The 21,960-nt window shown below is 33.3% G+C and carries 17 protein-coding genes and 1 other RNA gene; 9 read left to right on the top strand and 9 right to left on the bottom strand.

What is annotated here, in order from left to right:
* Nucleotides 1-8: 8 nt before the first annotated feature.
* Entirely contained in the window at nt 9-3,206 is a 3,198-nt protein-coding gene (locus tag AABD74_RS19400; protein ID WP_406843992.1) for a SusC/RagA family TonB-linked outer membrane protein, read from the bottom strand.
* Between the two features lie 270 nt (nt 3,207-3,476).
* Between AABD74_RS19400 and AABD74_RS19405 the strand changes: the two genes are divergently transcribed.
* The 3 genes from AABD74_RS19405 (at nt 3,477) to AABD74_RS19415 (ending at nt 6,856) form a co-directional block, all read left to right on the top strand.
* Nucleotides 3,477-4,529 carry a sensor histidine kinase gene (locus AABD74_RS19405; RefSeq protein ID WP_406843993.1) on the top strand — a complete coding sequence of 351 codons (1,053 nt, stop codon included), beginning with the start codon at nt 3,477-3,479 and terminating at the stop codon, nt 4,527-4,529.
* The gene (locus tag AABD74_RS19410) at nt 4,519-5,220 is read left to right on the top strand and encodes a LytTR family DNA-binding domain-containing protein (protein ID WP_232682294.1); all 702 of its coding nucleotides are present in this window, start codon (nt 4,519-4,521) and stop codon (nt 5,218-5,220) included. The genes AABD74_RS19405 and AABD74_RS19410 overlap by 11 nt, the downstream gene beginning before the upstream one ends.
* A 169-nt stretch (nt 5,221-5,389) precedes the next feature.
* Nucleotides 5,390-6,856 (top strand): MFS transporter, encoded by a 1,467-nt coding sequence (locus tag AABD74_RS19415; RefSeq protein ID WP_406843994.1) that lies wholly within the window; start codon nt 5,390-5,392, stop codon nt 6,854-6,856.
* A gap of 116 nt (nt 6,857-6,972) precedes the next feature.
* Here AABD74_RS19415 and AABD74_RS19420 read toward each other — a convergent pair whose 3' ends face one another.
* The 4 genes from AABD74_RS19420 to ffs all read right to left on the bottom strand — a co-directional run bounded on the left by AABD74_RS19420 (nt 6,973) and on the right by ffs (nt 9,471).
* Complete coding sequence (locus AABD74_RS19420; protein WP_406843995.1) at nt 6,973-7,467, bottom strand: hypothetical protein; 495 nt, start codon at nt 7,465-7,467, stop codon at nt 6,973-6,975.
* A gap of 90 nt (nt 7,468-7,557) precedes the next feature.
* The gene (gene fsa, locus AABD74_RS19425) at nt 7,558-8,214 is read right to left on the bottom strand and encodes a fructose-6-phosphate aldolase (protein WP_071638751.1); all 657 of its coding nucleotides are present in this window, start codon (nt 8,212-8,214) and stop codon (nt 7,558-7,560) included.
* A gap of 205 nt (nt 8,215-8,419) precedes the next feature.
* Nucleotides 8,420-9,223 carry an SDR family oxidoreductase gene (locus tag AABD74_RS19430; protein ID WP_406843996.1) on the bottom strand — a complete coding sequence of 268 codons (804 nt, stop codon included), beginning with the start codon at nt 9,221-9,223 and terminating at the stop codon, nt 8,420-8,422.
* Nucleotides 9,224-9,373: 150 nt separating this feature from the next.
* Nucleotides 9,374-9,471: signal recognition particle sRNA small type (gene ffs / locus AABD74_RS19435), an RNA gene on the bottom strand.
* Nucleotides 9,472-9,559: 88 nt separating this feature from the next.
* On the opposite strand from ffs, the gene AABD74_RS19440 reads away from it, so the two are divergent.
* Together AABD74_RS19440 and hutI are read left to right on the top strand one after the other, a co-directional pair.
* Nucleotides 9,560-10,609 carry a glutaminyl-peptide cyclotransferase gene (locus tag AABD74_RS19440; protein ID WP_406843997.1) on the top strand — a complete coding sequence of 350 codons (1,050 nt, stop codon included), beginning with the start codon at nt 9,560-9,562 and terminating at the stop codon, nt 10,607-10,609.
* A 121-nt stretch (nt 10,610-10,730) separates the two neighbouring features.
* Nucleotides 10,731-11,966: an imidazolonepropionase gene (gene hutI, locus AABD74_RS19445; RefSeq protein ID WP_232682289.1), complete on the top strand. Its 1,236-nt coding sequence runs from the start codon at nt 10,731-10,733 to the stop codon at nt 11,964-11,966.
* 318 nt (nt 11,967-12,284) lie between these two features.
* On the opposite strand, the gene AABD74_RS19450 is transcribed toward hutI, so the two are convergent.
* Nucleotides 12,285-13,166: a hypothetical protein gene (locus AABD74_RS19450; protein WP_232682288.1), complete on the bottom strand. Its 882-nt coding sequence runs from the start codon at nt 13,164-13,166 to the stop codon at nt 12,285-12,287.
* Nucleotides 13,167-13,262: 96 nt separating this feature from the next.
* Between AABD74_RS19450 and AABD74_RS19455 the strand changes: the two genes are divergently transcribed.
* Nucleotides 13,263-14,309, top strand: a complete 1,047-nt coding sequence (locus AABD74_RS19455; protein ID WP_232682287.1) for a formimidoylglutamase — start codon at nt 13,263-13,265, stop codon at nt 14,307-14,309.
* Between the two features lie 124 nt (nt 14,310-14,433).
* Nucleotides 14,434-15,681, top strand: a complete 1,248-nt coding sequence (locus AABD74_RS19460) for a DEAD/DEAH box helicase (protein ID WP_071638758.1) — start codon at nt 14,434-14,436, stop codon at nt 15,679-15,681.
* On the opposite strand, the gene AABD74_RS19465 is transcribed toward AABD74_RS19460, so the two are convergent.
* Nucleotides 15,678-17,864 carry a response regulator gene (locus AABD74_RS19465; RefSeq protein ID WP_406843998.1) on the bottom strand — a complete coding sequence of 729 codons (2,187 nt, stop codon included), beginning with the start codon at nt 17,862-17,864 and terminating at the stop codon, nt 15,678-15,680. The two genes, AABD74_RS19460 and AABD74_RS19465, sit on opposite strands and share 4 nt — an antisense overlap.
* Before the next feature lie 340 nt (nt 17,865-18,204).
* Here AABD74_RS19465 and AABD74_RS19470 point away from each other — a divergent pair, with 340 nt between their 5' ends.
* Nucleotides 18,205-18,333 (top strand): hypothetical protein, encoded by a 129-nt coding sequence (locus tag AABD74_RS19470; protein WP_406843999.1) that lies wholly within the window; start codon nt 18,205-18,207, stop codon nt 18,331-18,333.
* A gap of 103 nt (nt 18,334-18,436) precedes the next feature.
* Here the strand turns inward: AABD74_RS19470 and AABD74_RS19475 are convergent, their stop codons facing one another.
* A complete protein-coding gene (locus AABD74_RS19475; RefSeq protein ID WP_406844000.1) occupies nt 18,437-19,723 on the bottom strand; it encodes a dicarboxylate/amino acid:cation symporter in 1,287 nt (428 codons plus the stop codon).
* Nucleotides 19,724-19,774: 51 nt separating this feature from the next.
* Nucleotides 19,775-20,833, bottom strand: coding sequence for a chorismate synthase (aroC, locus tag AABD74_RS19480; RefSeq protein WP_406844001.1), 1,059 nt, complete (start codon nt 20,831-20,833; stop codon nt 19,775-19,777).
* Between the two features lie 188 nt (nt 20,834-21,021).
* Here aroC and AABD74_RS19485 point away from each other — a divergent pair, with 188 nt between their 5' ends.
* Nucleotides 21,022-21,846: a UDP-2,3-diacylglucosamine diphosphatase gene (locus AABD74_RS19485; protein ID WP_232682282.1), complete on the top strand. Its 825-nt coding sequence runs from the start codon at nt 21,022-21,024 to the stop codon at nt 21,844-21,846.
* Nucleotides 21,847-21,960 lie beyond the last annotated feature (114 nt).

Genomic DNA, 21,960 nt, shown 5'->3' on the forward strand with positions numbered 1-21,960 from the left:
TTCTTTTTTTAGAATGCAACTTTAATATTAAAACCGTACGATTGTCTAAATGGCAGTGAACCATATTCGAAACCTTGTCCGTTTCCAGAAGTATACATTGACTCAGGGTCAATATTTGGAAGGTCTTTATTAAAAGTCAATAAGTTTCTTGCAAATGCCGAAACATAAATTGAACTTATTTTAGCTCCGCCAAAAACACTTGATGGTATAGTATATCCTAAACTCACCTCTCTTAATTTCACATAAGAGGCATCGTAAATGAATGGGGCCGGTGAATTGTTGAATACCGTATTCCAATAATCCTGAGGATTAATAGGTTTTGTATTTTTAACATAAACTGGATTAGCTGCTGTTCCTGTGTTTACAACACCTTCTGCAACATAACCTGCTGTAGGAACCCAAGTAGACTGGCTAAAGTTAGGATCATTTGCAATTGCTTCTGCTCTTGCATGATTATAAGCATCTCTGCCTTCAGTAGTTACATCTAAAAGTCCTTTTGTTGCAGCTAATGAATTTGTCATAGAGTATACATCCATACCAAATTTCATATCGATCAGGAACTGAAGTGTAATACCTTTGTAACTAAATCTATTAGTTAAACCGGAAGCCCAGTCAGGAAGCCCTTTTCCTAAAGCTACTTTTTCATCTGTAAACAATGGTAAACCATTTGCAGCTACTACTTTTTCTCCATTTTCATTTCTTAGGAAATCTCTACCCATAATAGTTCCATACTGTCCGCCAACCTGAGCAACAACAGCTGCTCCAGCCCAGCGAGCTTCAGAAATAGTATAAGTATTAATATCTGGATGAAGTGAGATAATTGAGTTTTTGTTTTTTGAGAAATTCAAGTCGATTCCCCATTCAAAATTGTTTGTTTTTATTGGAGTACCAGATAAGAATATCTCAATACCTTCATTACGTAATTTTCCGGCATTTACAGAAATAAACTCATATCCTGATGTCGCAGATGAAGGCAAATCAAGTGTTTGATCTGATGTATCTTCACGATATACTGTAATATCTGCTTTTAATCTGTTTTTGAAGAAAGCAGTTTCAACCCCAAACTCAACTCCGGTTTTTGACTGATATGTTAAGTTAGGATTTGGTGCCGCAGTATTTTTAATGTTTACAACACTTTGCCCGTCGTATGAAGAAAATGTGGTATAATTTAACGCGTTTTTATAAGCACCCGGTGAATTTGAAACTTTTGCCAATGATGCTCTAAATTTACCATACGAAAAAGTATCGTTTTGAATATTAAATGCATCCGAGAATACAAACCCTAATGAACCTGCAGGATAAAAAGCGCTCTCATCACCGCTGTATATCACACTAAACCAATCATTTCTCCCTGTAAACTCTGCATATAAATATCCTTTATAATCTAATTTTGCAGATCCGTAAACTGAGTTTGTTCTGGTTTTTGTTTCTACCGGAGCATTTTCTGTTTTATTAACAAAATTGCTGATATACTCTGTACCAGGTTCAATAATTTTTGTTCCAAATCTTGAGTTTTGCTCTCTTCTAAAATCTCTTCTTGCCGTACCTAAAATTCCGGAAAAAGTTAAATCTTCAGCAAGTTTAATATCGCTCAAAGCAGCAATAATATCTGTATTCATTTCTGATACATTAATATTATTTAAACCAAGATATCCTTCATCTCTTCCCGGCCAGGTACTTCCGGCTGCCATAAAATCTTTTGAACTAAAAGCATAAGTATCAAGACCTGTTCTAAAAGTAAGAGCAATCCATTTTTTTAACTGATACGTCCCTGTAACGTTTCCTATAAAACGATTTTTTACAGATGAGTTATGGTTTTCTTCTGTAACAAAATATGGATTCAACAAATAAACATTGTTGTTCCATGGATAAATCTGGCCTGTTTCTTCATTTTTATAATTTTTCAGCCAGGCTTGATCAATGTTTGGAGCCAATCCACTTAATGAATATCCTACGTTGTTAGGAGAATCTCCTAAACCTGGTCTGTTATTCGTGTTTTCAGCAATATAATTTACGTTAGCATCCAAAGTAAATTTTTCTGATCTTAAAGTTGCATTCAAAGTTGCATCGTTTCTTTCTAATCCTGATCCCGGAACTACGTCATCATTTTTCAGGTTATTGTAACCAAAACGTACAAATCCGCTGTCATTTCCTCCGGAAATAGCAATCCCGTTTGTTGTAGTAAACCCGGTTCTAAAGAAATCCTGAATATTGTTTTCTACTTTTGCATAAGGTCTCATTGAACCGTCAAATATTTTTACCTGCTGACCTACTGATTCAGAAAACTTAGGTCCCCAGGCATTTGTAGTGTAGCCATAAATTTCTGTTGGTGCTTTTGTTGGATCTGGCAGCGCACCATTTGATCCCGTACCATATTCACTTTGATAATCTGAATATTTAGCATTTACCCGGTCAAAACTCACCCCGCTTGTTAATTCTACACGAAGTTTTCCTTTAGTACCTTTTTTAGTTGTAATTAAAATTACACCATTCAAAGCTCGTGAACCATACAAAGCAGCAGCTGCGGCTCCTTTTAGTACTGTTAAACTTTCAATGTTGTTTGGGTTAATTCCAGAAATTCCGTCTCCGTTATCACGACCGTCAAACCATTTGCTTGTAGCGGCCTGATCATTATTTAAACCAGAGTTATCAATAGGAACTCCATCTACCACATATAGAGGCTGATTGCTTTCGCCTATACTTGAAATCCCCCTAATAATAACCCTTGTACTTCCTGCAACACCCGTAGCTGGTATAGAAACATCAACACCCGCTACTCTACCGGATAAAGCTGTAGTTACATTGGTCGTAATTGCCTTGTTTAACTGCTCTCCTTTTACATCCTGAACAGCATAACCCAATTCTTTTTTCTGTCTCTTAATCCCTAACGCTGTAACAACAACTTCATTTAAATTTTGTGCATCCTGAGTTAACACAACATTTACAGCTGCCGAAGATCCAACTGTTACATTTTTAGTTTTAATACCTATATACGAAAACACAAGAACATCTCCAGCAGATGCCTGAATCGTATACACACCGTCATAATCGGTTTGACTTGCCGTTTTGGTGCCTTGAATAAGGATACTCACTCCCGGCAGCGGCAGCCCATTTTGATCGCTTACCAAACCTTTGATTGTTTTTACCTGTGCAACAGACAATTGCGCCGTAAAGACAAACATAAGGATTAACATAATTTGTTTCATTTTTATCATGGTTTTTGATTAGTTAAGCGATAAATTTATTGTTAAGGTACTGTTAAAAAAAATAATTTATACAAACGGTCAGATTTGTTAAACAAACGACATAAAACATTCAACATTATGCTGTACGAAAACGTTATCCTATTTAAATAAGATATTAATTGGCTTTTTTTACGAAATTTTCTTCAAAAAAATTGCGATTTAGCCAGTAATTATGTAAAGTTGCATAGTAATTACAAAGCTTTACAAATAATAACAAAACGTTAAAAAAAGTTGAACGAAATTCAAAAATTAAAATTTGACATAAAACTTAAAAATCACATTTGGTTTTGGGCTTCTTATTTCACTCTCAACTTTTTACGCTGGGGAGCTTACTTCAACGATTATCCGTATTCATTTAAATCGAACTTGATTGAGTTTTCCCTTCATATACCTTTGGTGTATTTCAATCTTTTCGTTTTAGTACCAAAATACGTCCTTAAACAAAAGTATATTACCTATACTCTTGCACTTATTGTGAGTCTTTTTGGAATTTATTTACTAAAAACTGCCCTTACCTATTATATTATATCCGAAAATATCTGGCCGGAAGCCAACAGAGAATATCATCCTTTTGAAATCAATCATATCGTAGCAGTCTGTATTGGCGAATTGTACGTTTTGGCAATGGCATCATCAGTATACCTAACCTTAACCTGGCTTCGCGAAAGGGAAAGAAACAGATCGCTGAGAGAAAATCAGTTTAAAATCAAACTGAAATATCTTGAAAATCAAATTCAGCCGCATTTTTTTTTTAACACTTTAAATAATCTTTACGCCTTATCTTTAGAATCTTCAGATAAAGTTCCGGATGTAATTATCAAGCTTTCCAATTTGATGGAATATGTGCTGTATGATGTAAAGGGAACCAAGTTTGTACCGCTGATAAAAGAGATAGATTATATCCAGAATTACATTGAAATTGAAAAACTCCGTTTTGAAAATGTAGAAGTTACGATTAATTTAGAATCAAACATTGAAGACATTGTTGTGCCGCCATTAATATTTATTTCGCTGGTCGAAAATGCTTTTAAACACGGCGGAGTAAATAATAATAACTTTAAAATTAAAATCAATTGTAAAGTTATTGACAATAAAATGTTAGACTTTGAAATCTTAAATAATTTTGTAATTTCACAAAATGTTAACCCTAAAGGCGGCATTGGCTTATCTAACACAAAGAAGAGACTAAAATTAATTTACAAGAATAATTTCAGTTTAAAAGATAAAATAAAACTGAATTACTATATAATTCGTTTGCAAATACCTATTCATAATGAAAATTAAATGTGTATTGATTGATGATGAACCTTTAGCAATCAAAGTGCTGCAAAATTACTTTAACAATTTTACAGATTTTGAAGTTATCGGTACATTCAATAATTCTTTAGAGGCTCTGGATTTCATAAACAGTACTTCTGTAGATGCCGTTTTTTTAGACATTAATATGCCAATGATGACTGGCTTTGAGCTGATAAGCTTAATCGAAAACAAAACCAAAGTTATTATTACAACCGCATTTAGAGAATTTGCCGCAGAAAGTTACGATCTTGATGTTCTGGATTATTTAGTAAAGCCAATTCCGCTTCCGAGATTCATTAAATGCATCAATAAAATTACAACCGAATTCAATTTAAAAAACAATATTAAAATTGATGCAGCAAAAGGCGATTCGCATATTTTTATTAAGGTTGATAAAAAAATGATGAAAATTAATATTGAAGAAATTCTTTTTATCGAAGGAATGAAAGAATATATAAAGGTTGTAACACCTGATAAAACCTATATTACGCACAAATCTTTGACTTCATTATCTGAAGAGTTGCCGGGAGATCGTTTTTTGCGCATCCATAAATCCTACGTTATTGCGCTGAATAAGGTCAAATCTATTGAAGGAAACCGTATTCAAATTCAGTCTTACACAATTCCAATAGGCAGAAATTATAGTAAAGACGTAAAAAACAAGATTCTCGAATAAAATTTTAACATTTCTAACTCCATATAAATTAACACATTGTTGAATAAATAAGGTTGTTCGTTTAAATTTAACATTATTTTCGATCAATAATTTTTTTTTGATATACTTAACAAATATATTTACGGTCTTCAAAAAACAATTTTATTAAAAAATAAACCTTATTACAATTATGAGTTCAGAAAATGTTCAAACCAAATGGGGACAGTTTATCTCATTGATAATCGTCTTCTTCTTTTGGGGTTTCGTAGGTTCTGCCAATGACATCCTGATTCCAGTATTCAAAAAAGTATTTACTTTATCGCAAGTACAATCACAGTTAGTTGCCTGGGCATTTTATGCTGCGTATTTTGTAGGTTCAATAATCTTCTTTTTAGTTTCTCTAAAATTAGATGTACTTCAAAAATTCGGTTATAAAAAAACACTTTCAGCTGGTTTAATTCTTTCGGCTGTTGGATCTTTTTTATTCGTTCCGGCTGCAACAATGGAAAGTTTCCCTTTCTTCTTAACCGCTTTGTTTACTGTTGGTTTAGGTTTTTCAATTCAACAAATTGTAGCAAATCCTTTAGCAATTAAAATGGGAAGTCCTGCCACAGGGGCACACCGTTTAACTTTAGCAGGAGGTATCAACTCATTCGGAACTACTATTGGAGCAATTCTTTTAGGTATTGCTTTATTCGGAATGGGAGATAACAAAAACACATCTCTTTCTTTAGAAGATATTAAATTACCATTCATCATTCTTGGCCTTGCCTTTATCGTAGTAGCAGTTTTCATGAACTTCTCTAAAATTGAAGATCCTGAAAAAGAGGAAGAAGTTGTTAAAACAGCACACGAAAAATTCAACATTCTTGATTACCCACAATTATACTTAGGAATGTTAGGTATCTTTATTTATGTAGGAACTGAGGTAACTATCATTAGTAACTTACCCGCTTTATTACATACCGCAGAATTCGGAAATGTATTAGAAGATGCAATTGCGCCTTTTATTGCCCTTTATTGGGGAAGTTTAATGATTGGACGCTGGAATGGAGGAGTTAACGTTTTCAATACTTCAAACTTAGTAAATACTGCATTAAAATTTATAGTTCCTGCTCTTGCATTTGGAGTAATTATTGGAGCTAATATTTTTGCAGCTCATGATGTTTCTTCATTCTATATTTACCCAATCTGGATTTTATTATTTATAGCAGTAAGTTTTGTGGGAGGTAAAAATGCCGGAAAAACTTTAATGCTTTTCGGAATATCAGGATTATTAATGATGGTTGCCGGATTAGCTTATCCAAATCCTGAAATTGCTAAATTCTTCTTTATTTCTGGTGGATTATTCTTATCTATCATGTGGCCTTCTATCTTTGATTTAGCAATTGCTGGTTTAGCTAAAAATACAGGAAAAGCATCTTCTTTCTTAATTATGATGATTCTTGGAGGGGGAGTTATTCCTTTGATTCAGGGAAGTATTTGCGATCTTGACCTTACCAAACCTGAAGGGATTTTTGGAATTACATGGACACATTTCTCTTATATAGTACCACTTCTTGGTTTTGCGTATTTAGGATTCTATGGTTTCTACTGCCCTAAAATATTAAAAAGACAAGGAATCAGCCACGTTGAAAGCGAAGGCGGCGGTCACTAAAATTTTAGAAATACCAATATAAAAAATCCAAATTCCAATTTTATAATAGGAATTTGGATTTTTTTATTTACAAAAAGAAAACCTATGAACCTTTGCATCTCTGAACCTTTGTGCCTCTATTTAGCATTAATAACATTATTCAGGTTCTTCTTAAAAACAGCTCTATTTTGTTCTGATATTTGATAAACAACATCTTTATCTGCGTGAACGATAATCTTATCGATATTCTCGGCCGCAAGAGCATGCGGGTCTTTAATTTTTAAAGTACAGGCTCCATCAAAAAAACCATCATCTTCGATAATTTTCTTTGCCTCAATAGCGGTTCCATCACTTAAAACTGCAGAAATTGTCATTTCTTTATTTAAGGTTTTAGAATAAAATCCGTCCATAACAAGAAGCAGTCTATACGTATTTTTCATTTCAGGACCTTTAAACTCATGCCTCGTAATATTATACCGAAGCCCTTTTGCCAAAGACTGAAATGCTGCAGAACAATCTAATTCAAATGTCGCTACATCGCCGGCATCATTTACACTCTTCAATATTTCAGCTGTCTGCGCATTTATTGAAATAACGGCAAAAAAAGATAAAACTATCAATATTACTTTCATAATCAAAAATTTAAGTTTCCTATAAAAGTAAAAAAAATCGCCTTTTCTCGTTAGAAAAAAGGCGATTTTAATTTTATAACTATCTAAGGATTACTTATTTCCTTTTTCGAAATCAGCTACGAATTGAGCCAGACCGATATCAGTTAAAGGGTGTTTCAACAATCCGTAAATTGCAGAAAGTGGTCCTGTCATAACATCAGCACCAATTTTAGCACAGTTTACAATATGCATTGTGTGACGTACAGAAGCTGCTAAAATTTGAGTTTCGTAACCGTAATTATCGTAAACTTCTCTAATTTCCTGAATTAAGTTTAATCCGTCAGTCGAAATATCATCTAAACGACCCACAAACGGAGAAACATAAGTAGCTCCGGCTTTAGCAGCCAAAAGAGCTTGCCCTACAGAGAAAACAAGAGTTACATTAGTTTTAATTCCTTTATCAGAAAAATATTTTGCAGCCATAACTCCTTCTTTAGTCATAGGCAGTTTTACAACGATTTGGTCATGTAATTCAGCTAATTCCTCACCTTCCTTAATCATTCCGTCATAATCAAGAGCATTTACTTCAGCACTTACATCCCCTTCAACAAGATTGCAAATGTCAACATAATGCTTTAAAATGTTATTTTTTCCGGTAATTCCTTCTTTAGCCATTAATGACGGATTAGTTGTTACTCCATCTAAAACACCTAAAGCTTGTGCTTCTTTAATTTGTGCCAGGTTAGCTGTGTCAATAAAAAATTTCATAATCTATTTAATTAAAATTGGTTGATTTATTTTTTGAGCGTGTCCGCCACGACGAATGTACTTTATCTTTATTTCTTTTCCATAAAAAACTCTGTCACTCACGCAAATCTAGCTGCAAAATTACAAAATCAATATTAATAACCTTTTCAAAATCAAAACCATTTTGAAATTATATGTTACAAATAAATGTATTTTTCACATTTATTTATAGTTTATAATGATTCATAAGTATTTTCTCATATACTTTATCCGGAAGTGCGCGTTTTAAAACAATTGAAAATTTTTGCATAAATACACCAACTTTGTAATGCACTTTTGGTTTGTCTTTTTGTATGATTTTAAAGACCGCTTCTGCCATTTCATTCGGATTACTTCCCGCATCAACATGTTCATTCATTGCTGCAAGCGTATTGCCATAGGCCTTTTCATAAGCAGAATCTTTTAAAACTGGTGCATGATAACGTCCAGATGCAATATTTGTCGCAAAATCGCCTGGGGCAACGTTTGTAATTTCAATTCCAAATTGCTTTACTTCCATTCTTAAAGCTTCGGTAATTAATTCTAATGCTCCTTTTGATGCTGAATAAACACTTCTGTAAGGCAGTCCCATATAAGCCGCAATCGATGTTATATTAATAATAAGACCTGATTTTTGCTTGCGCATTTGCGGCAAAACAGCTTTCATCACCTCGATTGGACCAAAGAAATTTGTTTCAAAATTGTTTTTGATTTCTTCTATCGGAATTTCTTCTAAAGGTCCAGTAATTCCAACTCCTGCATTATTAATTACAATATCTAATCTTCCGGAAGTTTCAATAACTTTATTTACGGCAGTTTTAATTGAATCAGCATTTCGAACATCTAAAGCCGTCAAAGGAAAAACTGAATTCGACACTTTCTCAGGATTTCTGCTCGTTCCGTAAACAACAAAACCTTTTGCATGCAGGAATTCTCCAATTGATTTTCCGATCCCTGAAGATCCTCCGGTAATTAAAACGACTTTACTCATTATTTAAGTTATAAGTTTTTAGTTATTAAGTTATGAGTTTTGTGCCGGAACTTTTAACCTCTAACACTTAACTTCTAACTTCGCTCAGGCCCAAAAATAAAAAAATCCTCCCGAAGGAAGACTGCTTTTATACAAATTCCAAAAAATAAAAAGTGGCAAGCGACCTACATCGCACCGCTCAACCACGTACCCTTGCTATGTTCCCATCCTGGGGGAGTCTGCAGGAGCTGGTCGTGTAGGACTTGCCGGTGCAAATATACAATCTTTTTATATTTTTGCAAGAGCTTTGCTGCTATAAAAATATCGTTGTATATTGGCTTATTCAAATTTTAAACTATGAAAAAATATAACTTCCTAACGGTCATTTTATTAGGAATTACATTAATTGGATGTAACGGCACAAAAAAAGGTGAAAATTCTTTATTTACTATCGATGATTCTGCTTTTCCAGCGCATTTTCTGCCAAAAGAAGCAGTTTCTATCGGAATTTTAAATCCAAATTCGAAAGAAATCGACAGCATTGTTTACTTTGTTAACGACAAAAGAGTGGGAAGTAAAAAAGGAACTGAGAAATTTAAATTTGAACTAAAAGATCAAAAATTAGGTTATCAATACTTAAAAGCTACTGCTTATTTTGGAAGTGATTCATCGGACGCAACAAAAAGAATTGAAGTTGTATCAGACGTTCAGCCTAAGGCGTTAAAATACAAAATAGTAAATACTTTTCCACACGACCCAGAAGCTTTTACTGAAGGTTTAGAATTTCATGATGGCATTTTATTTGAAAGTACGGGGCAAAAAGAAGATTCATACTTTAGATCTGTTGATTATAAAACCGGAAAAGTAATTAAGCAGGTTGATCTTCCTAAAGAATATTTTGGAGAAGGTATTACTTTTATTAATGGGAAAATTTACCAATTAAGCTGGCAGGAAAAAACAGGTTTTATCTACGATGCAAAAACTTTAAAATTAGAAAAGACTTTTAAATACGATAAAGATATTGAAGGCTGGGGAATGACACATGATGATAAATACATTTATCACTCTGACGGAACAGAAAAAATCTGGAAAATGGATCCAAATACTCAAAAACTAATCGATTATATCAATGTGTATTCTGGTTCTTCAAAAATTAAAGCAATCAATGAATTAGAACTAATCGATGGGAAATTCTATGTAAATGTTTGGCAGAAAGACGCAATTGCGGTTGTAAACCCAACATCTGGCGCAGTTGAAGGAATATTAAACCTTGCTGATTTACGCAAATTTATTAAAGCTCCAAAAGCAGAAGTTTTAAATGGAATTGCTTACAATCCTCAAACTAAAACAATTTTTGTAACAGGTAAATACTGGGAAAAAATGTTTGAAATCACAGTTTCAGAATAATAGTGAGACAATATTCAAATTTTTAAATTCCAAATTCCAATAATACGATACAAATTTCACGAGTTTTCACAATTCATTAGTGAAAATTCGTGAAATTTGTGTTTTATAATAATCCTAATCAATGATCACATTAATAAAAAACATAAAAGAACTGCTCCAGGTCCGTGAAACTTCTGTTCCTAAAGTTTCGGGAACTGAAATGGCAGTACTTCCTACTATTAAAAATGCTTTCTTAATTATAAAAGACAATTTAATTGCTGATTTTGGTTCGATGGAAAATTTACCCGAAATCGAAGTTGATAAAGTTATTAATGCTGCTGGTCGCGTCGTTCTTCCAACTTGGTGTGACAGCCATACGCACATTGTATACGCAGGAAACCGCGAACAGGAATTTGTAGACCGCATTAATGGATTTACTTATGAAGAAATCGCCAATCGCGGCGGCGGTATTTTAAATTCGGCTAAAAAATTAAACGAAACTTCTGAAGAAGAAATCTACGAACAGTCAAAACTTCGACTTGAAGAAGTTATGCGCTTAGGAACGGGTGCTGTAGAAATAAAATCCGGTTACGGATTAACTGTTGAAGGTGAATTAAAAATGCTTCGTGTAATTAAGAAACTTGCTCAAAATTATCCAATTTCCATAAAAGCAACTTTTCTTGGCGCGCATGCTTTTCCAACACATTATAAAGAAAACAAAGCAGGTTATATTGATGAAATTATAACTAAAATGCTTCCTGAAATAGCTCAAAATAAGTTAGCAGATTATGTAGATGTTTTCTGCGAAAGCGGTTATTTCTCTGTCGAAGAGACAGAAAAAATTATGCAGGCCGGAATTGAATTCGGCTTAAAACCAAAAATTCACGTGAATCAGTTTAATTCTATTGGCGGAATTCAGGCTGGCATTAAATTTAATGCACTTTCTGTCGATCATCTTGAAATAATGAACTCAGAAGATATTGAAGCTTTAAAGAATACAGAAACGATGCCGGTTGCATTACCATCTTGTTCTTATTTTTTAAGCATTCCGTATACACCGGCACGCGAAATGATTAAAGCAGGTTTGCCTTTGGCATTAGCAACAGATTTTAACCCTGGTTCTACTCCATCCGGAAATATGAATTTTGTTGTAGCAACTGCATGCATAAAAATGAAAATGACCCCGGAAGAAGCTATAAATGCCGCAACAATAAACGGCGCTTACGCAATGGGGCTTTCTGATACACACGGAAGTATTACAAAAGGTAAAAAAGCCAGTTTAATTGTAACCAAACCAATTTCATCTTACTATCAAATTCCTTATGCTTTTGGAAGCAATTTGATTGAAGATGTTATTATTGAAGGTGAAATTATATGATGCACTAAAAAGATTCGCAACGGTTAAAACCGCTGCTTACGTCAATCATCTGGCATTTATATAACATTTCAAATACAGCCAGTGGTTTCAACCACGGGAAACGTATTATCAAACACCGCGTATCCGCAACGGTTGAAACCGCTGCCTATGTCAAGCATCTGTATTTATATAACATTTCAAATATAGCTCGTGGTTTCAACCACAGGAAACATATGGCTAAGAAATAGCTGTAATTGAATCCATAAAAAAAGGCCTGTGAAGAAAAATCACAGACCTTTAATATTTTAGTGGTATTATTACTTAAGCGACGATGAGAATTTATCTCAAGCTGAAACTAGTTTTAGAAACTAATTCGTCATTATCAAAAACATTGATAAAGTATGTTCCTTTAGCAAAATCTTTTCCAGGTAAATCTTCTGTAACATTTACAGTTTTATTTTCATACTTTACAGTAGTTTTAAAGCTGTATGTTAAAGAGTTGTCACCAAAACTTTCTGTTTTTTTCTCGCCTAAAACGTTGTTTTTTGCATCGATAACCTGAACATAATATGTTTTATCTCCAGATTTTGCAATTTGGTTTTCAGCAATTGTAAAACTTATTTTTAAAACATCAGCACGGCTTGCTTTGTCTGTTTCAACTTGTTTTCCTGAGCTTCTTAATTTGTAAGCTGCAGTCTTAGTGTTCGTAATTGATAATTTAGAACCTCTTTCAACTGTTTTTGCAAGCTCCTCATTTTGACCTATAAGTACTTCGTTATATTTTTTAGATTCGCCTAAAACTGTAATTGTACTATCTCTCTGAACCGTTAAAACACCATTTTGTTTTTTCAATTCGTCATTCTCAGCAACAAGAGTTTTCATTTTGCCCTGCATTGCCTGAACTTGAGATCTGTATTTAGAAACGTCGCCTTTAGATTTATTTAAATCTGCCATTAAAGCGACAACTTTATCTCTTTCCTGAATTAATTCATCAGACATTGACGTGTTTTCAGCAATTGCAGCATCATAAGTTGCTTTTAATTCCTGTAAATCTTTCATAACAGATTCTTTTTCTGTCATTGAGGTTGTCAATTCTGTTTTAACCACTTCAGTATCAGAAGAAAGTTTAAAAATATACACTAAGCTACCAATCAGTAGGACTGCTAAAACCGCTATTACCGCTTTTAGACTTGAATTGTTGTTGTTCGTTGGGTTTTCCATATTGAATAATTTTCTTTAATAACAAATTTAAGAATTAATATAGTTAATAACGTAAGTTGTCACAATTATATTATTTTTGGAAAATAAATTTTTTTCATGGAGAAATTAGTTCCTTTTACTGTCAATGATTTGGCAAAAGTCACAAATCATCGTAGTGGTGAAATAAAATTCGGAGAAAAAATGATTGTACTTCCTAAGGGAGCGGATAAAATCAAATTTTTGCAAGAATCGGAAGCGAAGTATGTGTTGTTAGGAATTCCCGAAGATATTGGTGTGCGGGCGAATTATGGAAGACCTGGCGCGGCATCTGCCTGGAAAAGTGCTATTAAAAGCATTGCAAATATTCAGCATAACAGATTTTCTAAAGGAAGCCAGATTATAGTTCTGGGCCACTTAGATGTTACCGAAGAAATGCGCGATGTCGAAAAATTAGATTTTAATGATATCGACGATCGTTCTAAACTAAGTCAATTAGTAGAAAAAATCGATAAAGAAGTTTCGCATATCATATTTACGATAATTAAAGCCGGAAAAATTCCAATTATTATTGGCGGCGGTCATAATAATGCTTACGGAAATATTAAAGGTTCGGCTTTAGCCAAAGGAAAACCAATCAATGCCATTAATTTTGATGCTCATTCTGATTTTAGGATTTTGGAAGGGCGTCACAGCGGAAATGGTTTTTCTTATGCTTATGAAGAAGGTTTCCTTAAAAAATACTTCATTTTTGGGCTTCACGAAAATTATACTTCAAAAAGCGTTTTAGATATCATTAAAAAACTCGAAGATCGTGTACGCTACAATACGTATGACAGCGTAAATATTCGTAAAGAAAAAGATTTCGACAGAGAAATGGCCCTGGCTCTTGAATTTATCAAGACAGATTCATTTGGAATTGAAATTGATTTAGACGCAATTCCAAATATTGCCAGCAGCGCTATGACAATAAGCGGTTTTTCGGTAGAAGAATTAAGGCAGTTTATTTCGTTTTTTGCACAGCATAGAAATGCTGCATATTTGCATATTTGTGAAGGTGCGCCAGATCTTGCCGATTCTCCAAACAATAATTTAATTGGAAAATTAATTGGCTATCTGGTTACAGATTTTATAAAAGCAAATAACGAAAAAGATAAAATTAATTGAAGAGCAAATGGTCTGCAGCCACATATTTCCCAAATAATAGAAGATTCAAATAAACGATTGACCGAATAAACCTATCTTTGCACAGAATTTAGTACTTAAAACTAAAGTTCTTAATTAATAAGATATGTTATTCGAAGATTTATCACTTTCAAAAAGTATACAAAAAGCCGTATTTGAAGAAGGCTACCTAAATCCCACTCCAATTCAGGAAAAATCGATTCCGATTGTTTTAGCCGGACGGGATTTAATTGGCTGTGCACAAACGGGTACGGGAAAAACTGCCGCATTTGCTATTCCAATTATACATCAACTGCACCGAATTGTGGGTTCATCAAAAAAAGCCAAACAAATCCGTGCCCTTATTGTAACTCCTACCCGTGAGCTAGCAGTGCAGATTGGGCAGAGTTTTGACACGTATTCTAAATATACCAATTTAACGCAATTAACGATTTTTGGCGGTGTTTCTCAAAATCCGCAGGTCGATGCTTTAAAAAATGGTGTTGATGTTTTAGTTGCTACTCCGGGCCGATTATTAGATTTACAAAAACAAGGTTTTCTTGATTTAAATCATTTACACACTTTAGTTCTGGATGAGGCCGATCAAATGCTGGATATGGGGTTTATAAACGATGTAAAAAAGATCGTAAAACTTACTCCTAAAAACAGACAAACTTTACTTTTTTCTGCTACAATGCCTCTTGCGATTCGCGAATTGGCAGAAATGTTTTTGCAGGATCCGGAAAAAGTCGAAGTTTCTCCGGTTTCATCAACTGCTGAAAACGTTGAACAGCGCATTTATTTTGTCGACAAAACAGAAAAAAGAAACCTTTTATATCATTTGATTAAAAATGAAAATTTATCAAATGTGCTGGTTTTTTCAAGAACTAAACATGGCGCTGATAATGTTGTAAAAGCACTGCGCAAAAAAGATATTCCGGCAGAAGCTATTCACGGAGACAAATCGCAAAATGCGAGACAGCGTGTTTTAGATGCTTTTAAAAATAAAGAAGTTGGCGTTCTTGTTGCTACAGATATTGCGGCGAGAGGAATTGATATTGATCAATTACCGTATGTAATTAACTTTGATTTACCTAATATTCCGGAAACATACGTGCATCGAATTGGCCGTACAGGGCGTGCAGGAAATGGCGGAATTGCCATTTCATTTTGCGGTAAAGACGAAGAACCTTACTGGAAGGATATTAAGAAATTAATAAAAGTCGATGTAAAAATTATTACAGACCATCCTTACCCATGGCATGCAGGAAGTCCTGAAGCCGGCGAAAAACCTAAAAATTCAAACCGAAGCGGCGGTGCTCACAAATCGAGAAAATCTAGTGCTTCAAAACAAAATAAAAAACGCTGGTATTAACCAGCGTTTCTTGCTTCACTTATGAGGTAATTTAAAATCTTAAACAGCTTAACCGGCTCAAAAGGTTTCACGATAATGTCATTCATCCCTGATGAAATTGCTTCATCTGTGATTTCATCTTTATCAAAAGCAGTCAAAGCCACTATTGGAGTTTTTATGCCTAGCTGACGAATTCTTTTTGTTGTTTCAAACCCGTTCATTAACGGCATATTAATATCCATTAAAATAAGATCAAATTGTTCTTTTTCTAATATTGAAAGAGCGCCAAAACCATCATCAACTACTTTACATACAAAATTATTTTTTTCAATGATTTTCTTGGTCACCAATTGATTAATCAGGTTATCTTCGACGATAAGAATTTTGTATATATCGCTTGAAGTTAAATCGACTTCGATATTTTCAATAATCTTCTTTGTTTTGAGTGGATCGTGTTCAAAAGGGATGGCAAATGAAAAAGAAGTTCCAGCACCAAGGTCGCTTTCCAGAGTGATTGAGCTTCCAAAAAGCCCTAATAATCGTTTTACAATACTTAAACCTAATCCTGTTCCCTGATAGTCTTCTTCTTTTCTGCCAACCTGAACAAATTTTTCGAATATTTTATTTTGATCTACAGCAGCAATCCCAACACCATTATCTTTTATCAGAAAATTTAAATAATAAAACTTCCCTTCTATTCTGTCCAGTTTAACCCTAATTTCAACTTCTCCGTCTTTAGTAAATTTTAAGGCGTTACTAACCAGATTCATTAAAATTTGTGCAAGACGAAGTTTATCCCCAATTAAATATTCAGGGATTGCTGTATCAATTTCAACATTAATTTTATTGTTATTTTTTTGAGATAAAAACGAAAGTGAATTTTTGATCACAGTTATCTCATCTGAAATATTAAATGTTAAACTCTCCAGAACGACTTTATTCTCTTCAATTTTATTGATTTGCAGAATGTCATTTACAAGGGATAATAAATATCTGGCCGAAAATTTTAACGCACTTAGATGTTCACTTTGAGATAATTCTTTATGTTCTTCTAAAAGCATATTTGTGATCCCTACAACACCATACAGCGGAGTACGCAATTCGTGGCTTATAGTAGAAATAAACTGGGTTTTGAGCAAAGAGGCTTCTTCTGCAATTTCTTTGGCTTTTAAAAGCTCCAAATTGTGTTTTTTCTTAAATCCGATATTCTTAACTAATGTAACAATTAAGAAAAGCAGTATAAACGAAATCAAAATAAACAGGATTACAATAATCCTCGATTTTTTAAGGCTTTGTAACTGGGATGTTTTTTCATTTTCGATTTTCTCTATCTGCCTTTTGTATTCATCCAGTTCTAAGTTTAAACCTGCTATAGAGGCTTTTTTTAGCTTTTCCTGACTATAAAGTTCACCTGTGATTTTATTATATATAACCAGATTATCATAAGCTTCTTTATGTTTTCCTATTTTACTTAAAAATTTAGAATACTCTAAATGTGCATATGCCAAATCCGGTTTATCATCTTTAGACTTGTTATAAGAAATCGCTTTTAGAAAATATGTAGTTGCTTTATCATTTTCTTTTTCACTGGCCCAATACATTCCATTTAAAAAATTTAAAGCAATATCATTCGATTTTCCTTTTAAATCATTTTGGTGCTTATTAATATACTGTAAGTACGGCAGTCCTTCTTTATAGTTTCCTATTTTGAAATACGACCAAACTATATTAAGGTTGGTTATAGCAACTTCTTTCAGGTATTTTTGCTGCCTGCCAAATTTTAATGATTCTTTATAATAAGTAATTCCGTCATTGTACATTTTTTTTTCAAAAAAATATAAATTACCTAAATTACTGGTTATCATCATTCTTAAACTAACAATATTAGATCGTTCTGCGTAGAATAATGCTTTCTTATAAAAAAACACAGCCTTATTAACTTCTCCCAAATCGTGAAAATTAATTCCGATTATATTATAGTTCCTCGAAATTAAAGTGTCGTTTTTTATATCAAATGCATATTGCAGGGCAATTCCGGATTTTTTTAAGGATTTTTCGTAATTAGTTTCATCTAAATAGTCACAGGCTTCTTGCGTTAATTTTTTAACTTTTATAAGAGGTACAGTATGGTTTTGAGCTGATAACTCAAGACTAAATATGTTTAAAAAAGTAAAAATTAAAAAACAAAATCTATAATGAAGCATAACTTGGGATATGTTTATTCAAATATACATTATTATAATAATACACAATAGCAGTATTTACCTTAATAATCTAAAGATTTAACAATCATTTTTTAATTGTATCATCCAAAAAAATAGAATACTAAACAAGATATTTAAATATTTCATTAGTCTAACATTTTTTAATATTCTTAATAAAAACTCTTTCAAAAATTATAAGATCTCTGCCTGCTAAGTACTCTTCATTATAAAATATTTAATAAAAATATTACAATAATAAAAAATAACACTATTTTTAACAAAATTAAAAGACACAAGCCCCAAGTGTTTTAGAAGATTGGAGCATTAAAATTAAAAAATTATGTTAGAAAACTTTTTAAAATTTGCAGTAACAGAAAAATTGACTAAAGCACAGCAAAAAACTATTACAGGAGGCGATACACCAGCACAAGAAGATGCTGACAGAAAAGGAAAAGTAGCTGCCAAATAAGTTTATTGGCTGCTCTGTTTTTGTTCAGCCGCAAACTTTATAAAAATTAAAAACCGTAACAAACAAAAGTTATGTTACGGTTTTTTATATTTTAAAAAATATATTAATTTTTTTCTGCTATATCCAAATTCTCTTCTTTACCATCTTCCCATTTTCCAACAACCGAAGTTGCCAGTGCATTTCCAAGTACATTTGTTGCACTTCTAAACATATCACAGAAATGATCAATTGGTAAAATCAAGGCAATACCTTCAACCGGAATTTTAAACATTCCGCAAGTAGCCGCAACAATTACCAAACTCGCTCTTGGTACACCAGCGATACCTTTACTGGTTAACATTAAAACCAAAAGCATAGCCATTTGTGTTCCTAAATCTAAATGAACACCGTAAAACTGAGCAATAAAGATACTGGCAAAAGTCATGTACATCATACTTCCGTCAAGGTTAAACGAATATCCCAGCGGCAGCATAAACGCTACAATTTTATCTTTTACCCCAAAATCTTCTAATTCTTCTGTTAACTTAGGAAAAACAGCTTCACTGCTTGTTGTTCCAAAAGCAATCGCTAATGGCCCAACAATACGTTTTAATAACTCAGTCATTCTTCCTTTTAAGAAAATATAACCTACAACAATCAAGATAACCCATAAAGTACTGATACCTACTAAAAATGAACCGAAAAACTTAAAATAAGTAATTATTAATTCTTCTGCATCTCTAATGGCAAATACTCCCGCAATAGCACCAAAAACCCCAATTGGAGCAAAGTTCATTACATAGTTAACCATTTTTAAAACAATATGCGAAGCTTTATCAAAAGCATTTATAATTGGTTTTACTGTACTTCCTAATGAAGCAGCAGCTAGTCCAAAAAAGATCGAAAATATTACAATCTGTAAAATTTCATTGGTTGCCATTGCTTCAAAAATACTTTTAGGAACAATATGCTCTACAAAATTTTCTACAGATAATATTTTTGTTTTAGCCGTAACCTCAGTAGCCGCTGTCATATCAACATGATCTAACTTTAAACCTACCCCCGGTTTTAAAACATTCACAAAAAATAATCCAATTAATAAGGATATGAAAGAAGCAGTAAAAAACCAGCCAAGTGCTTTTCCTCCAATTCTTCCAACGGTTTTTATATCACCTAATTTTGCAATTCCTACTACTAAAGTGGTAAAAACTAAAGGAGCAATAATCATTTGCACTAATCTGATAAAGATCGTAGCCAGCATTTTTATTTTATTACTAAACGATACTGCTGCCTCCTGTGAAATTGAATTATGAATAATAATTCCCAGCGCTGCTCCAAGTACCATTGCAATTATAATCTGCCCGGTTAATCCTGATAAAAATGATTTCTTTTTGGTTTCTGTAACTTGCATTAATTTACTTTTTGATTATTAAAACATAAGACCCTCACTGTCTTACTTTTATTAATATGTTTTGTTGATTAAATAAAAATCAGCCAAAACAATCGCAGCCATCGCCTCAACGATTGGTACTGCACGAGGCACCACACACGGATCATGACGTCCTTTTCCGGTCATTGGTGTAATTTTTCCTTTATTATCTAATGAGTCCTGAGTCTGCATGATAGTCGCAACAGGTTTAAAAGCAACTCTAAAGTAAATATCCATTCCGTTGCTTATTCCGCCCTGGATTCCGCCTGAAAGATTTGTTTTTGTAGTTCCGTCAGGGTTATATAAATCGTTATGTTCACTTCCTTTCATTTCAGAACCAGAGAAACCGCTTCCGTACTCAAAACCTTTTACTGCATTAATAGAAAGCATTGCTTTTCCTAATTCAGCATGCAGCTTATCAAAAACCGGTTCTCCCAAACCAACCGGAACATTTTGAATTACACATGAAACTACACCTCCAACAGTATCACCCTGCTTGCGGATATCACGAATATATTCTTCCATAATGGCTGCCGATTTTTCATCCGGACAGCGAACTGGATTGCTTTCGATTTTAGAGAAATCTAATTCCTGATATGGTGTATCTAAATGAATTGGACCTACCGAAGATACGTAGGCATTAATTTTAATTTGAGGAAGCATTTGTTTTGCAATAGCCCCAGCTACTACTCTGCTTGCTGTTTCGCGGGCAGAACTTCTTCCGCCGCCGCGATAGTCACGAAAACCATACTTTTGATCGTATACATAATCTGCATGGCTTGGCCTGTAATTATCTTTTATATGCGAGTAATCGTCTGATTTTTGATTGGTATTTGGAATAATAAAACCAATTGGGGTTCCGGTAGTTTTTCCTTCAAATATTCCAGATAAAAACTGAACCGCATCTGGTTCTTTTCGTTGTGTTACGATAGCCGACTGCCCCGGTTTTCTTCGAGACATTTCAACCTCAATTGCTTCTAAATCAAGTTGTATTCCTGATGGACAACCGTCTATAATTCCGCCCAGAGCTTCACCATGAGATTCTCCAAATGTTGTAACCTTATATAGGGTGCCGTAGCTATTTCCTGCCATTGTTATTTGTTTTGAGCAAATGTAAGTTTTATGAATTAAATTAAAAAATTAAAAATTGGTAATATTAATTAAAGATTAAACACTTTAAAAATCACAATTTATTAAAATAGCCTTCGAATTAGTAACCTTTTGATAAAATAAATTCTGTGGGATTTTCTTTTATTTGTGGAACTTCAAATTGAGAAAAATTGAAAAAACGAAATGTCGAACTGGTCATTATTTCTGATGTCCATTTGGGAACTTACGGAAGTCACGCTAAAGAACTAAACAACTATCTATCAACCATTAAACCTAAAACTTTAGTTTTAAATGGCGACATAATCGATGCCTGGCAGTTTAGAAAATCTTATTTTCCTAAAGCGCATTTAAGAGTGATCCAACGCATTATCGGGATGGCTTCAAAAGGCACAAAAGTATATTACATTACCGGAAATCATGACGAGATTCTTCGAAAATTCAGCGACATGAATATGGGAAATTTTTCTTTGGTCGATAAATTAGTTTTGGAATTAGACGACAAAAAAGCCTGGATTTTTCATGGAGACGTTTTTGATGCATCTGTGCAGCATTCTAAATGGATTGCAAAACTGGGCGGATTAGGTTATGATTATTTAATTTTAATGAATCGTTTTGCTAATTGGTGTCTGGCAAAATTAGGCCGTGAACCTTACTCTTTTTCTAAAAAAATAAAGGCCAGTGTAAAAAAGGCTGTAAAATTTATTTCAGATTTTGAAACTACAGCAACTGATCTGGCTATAGAAAAAAACTACGATTATGTTATCTGCGGCCATATTCATGAACCAAAAATCCTTACTAAAGAAAATAAACACGGTTCTACTTTATACTTAAATTCTGGCGACTGGGTCGAAAATCTCACCGCTCTTGAGTATCATAAAAAACGTTGGAAACTATACTCATACACTCATACAAACTTTACAGAAGAAGAAAATCTTTTCGAAATGGAAGATATTTTAACCTCTCAAATGCTGTCTAACATTATTCTTAAAAAGTAAAATACATTAGTATTTACAGGCAATTGCAAAGGCTGACTGTTTTTTGTTTGTATAATTTGCATATAAGAAATGTGAATTATATAACAATTTCTAAAAATGTTATACGTTCTTAGA

The sequence above is a fragment of the Flavobacterium soyae genome (genome assembly GCF_045348165.1).
Classification (GTDB): domain Bacteria; phylum Bacteroidota; class Bacteroidia; order Flavobacteriales; family Flavobacteriaceae; genus Flavobacterium; species Flavobacterium soyae.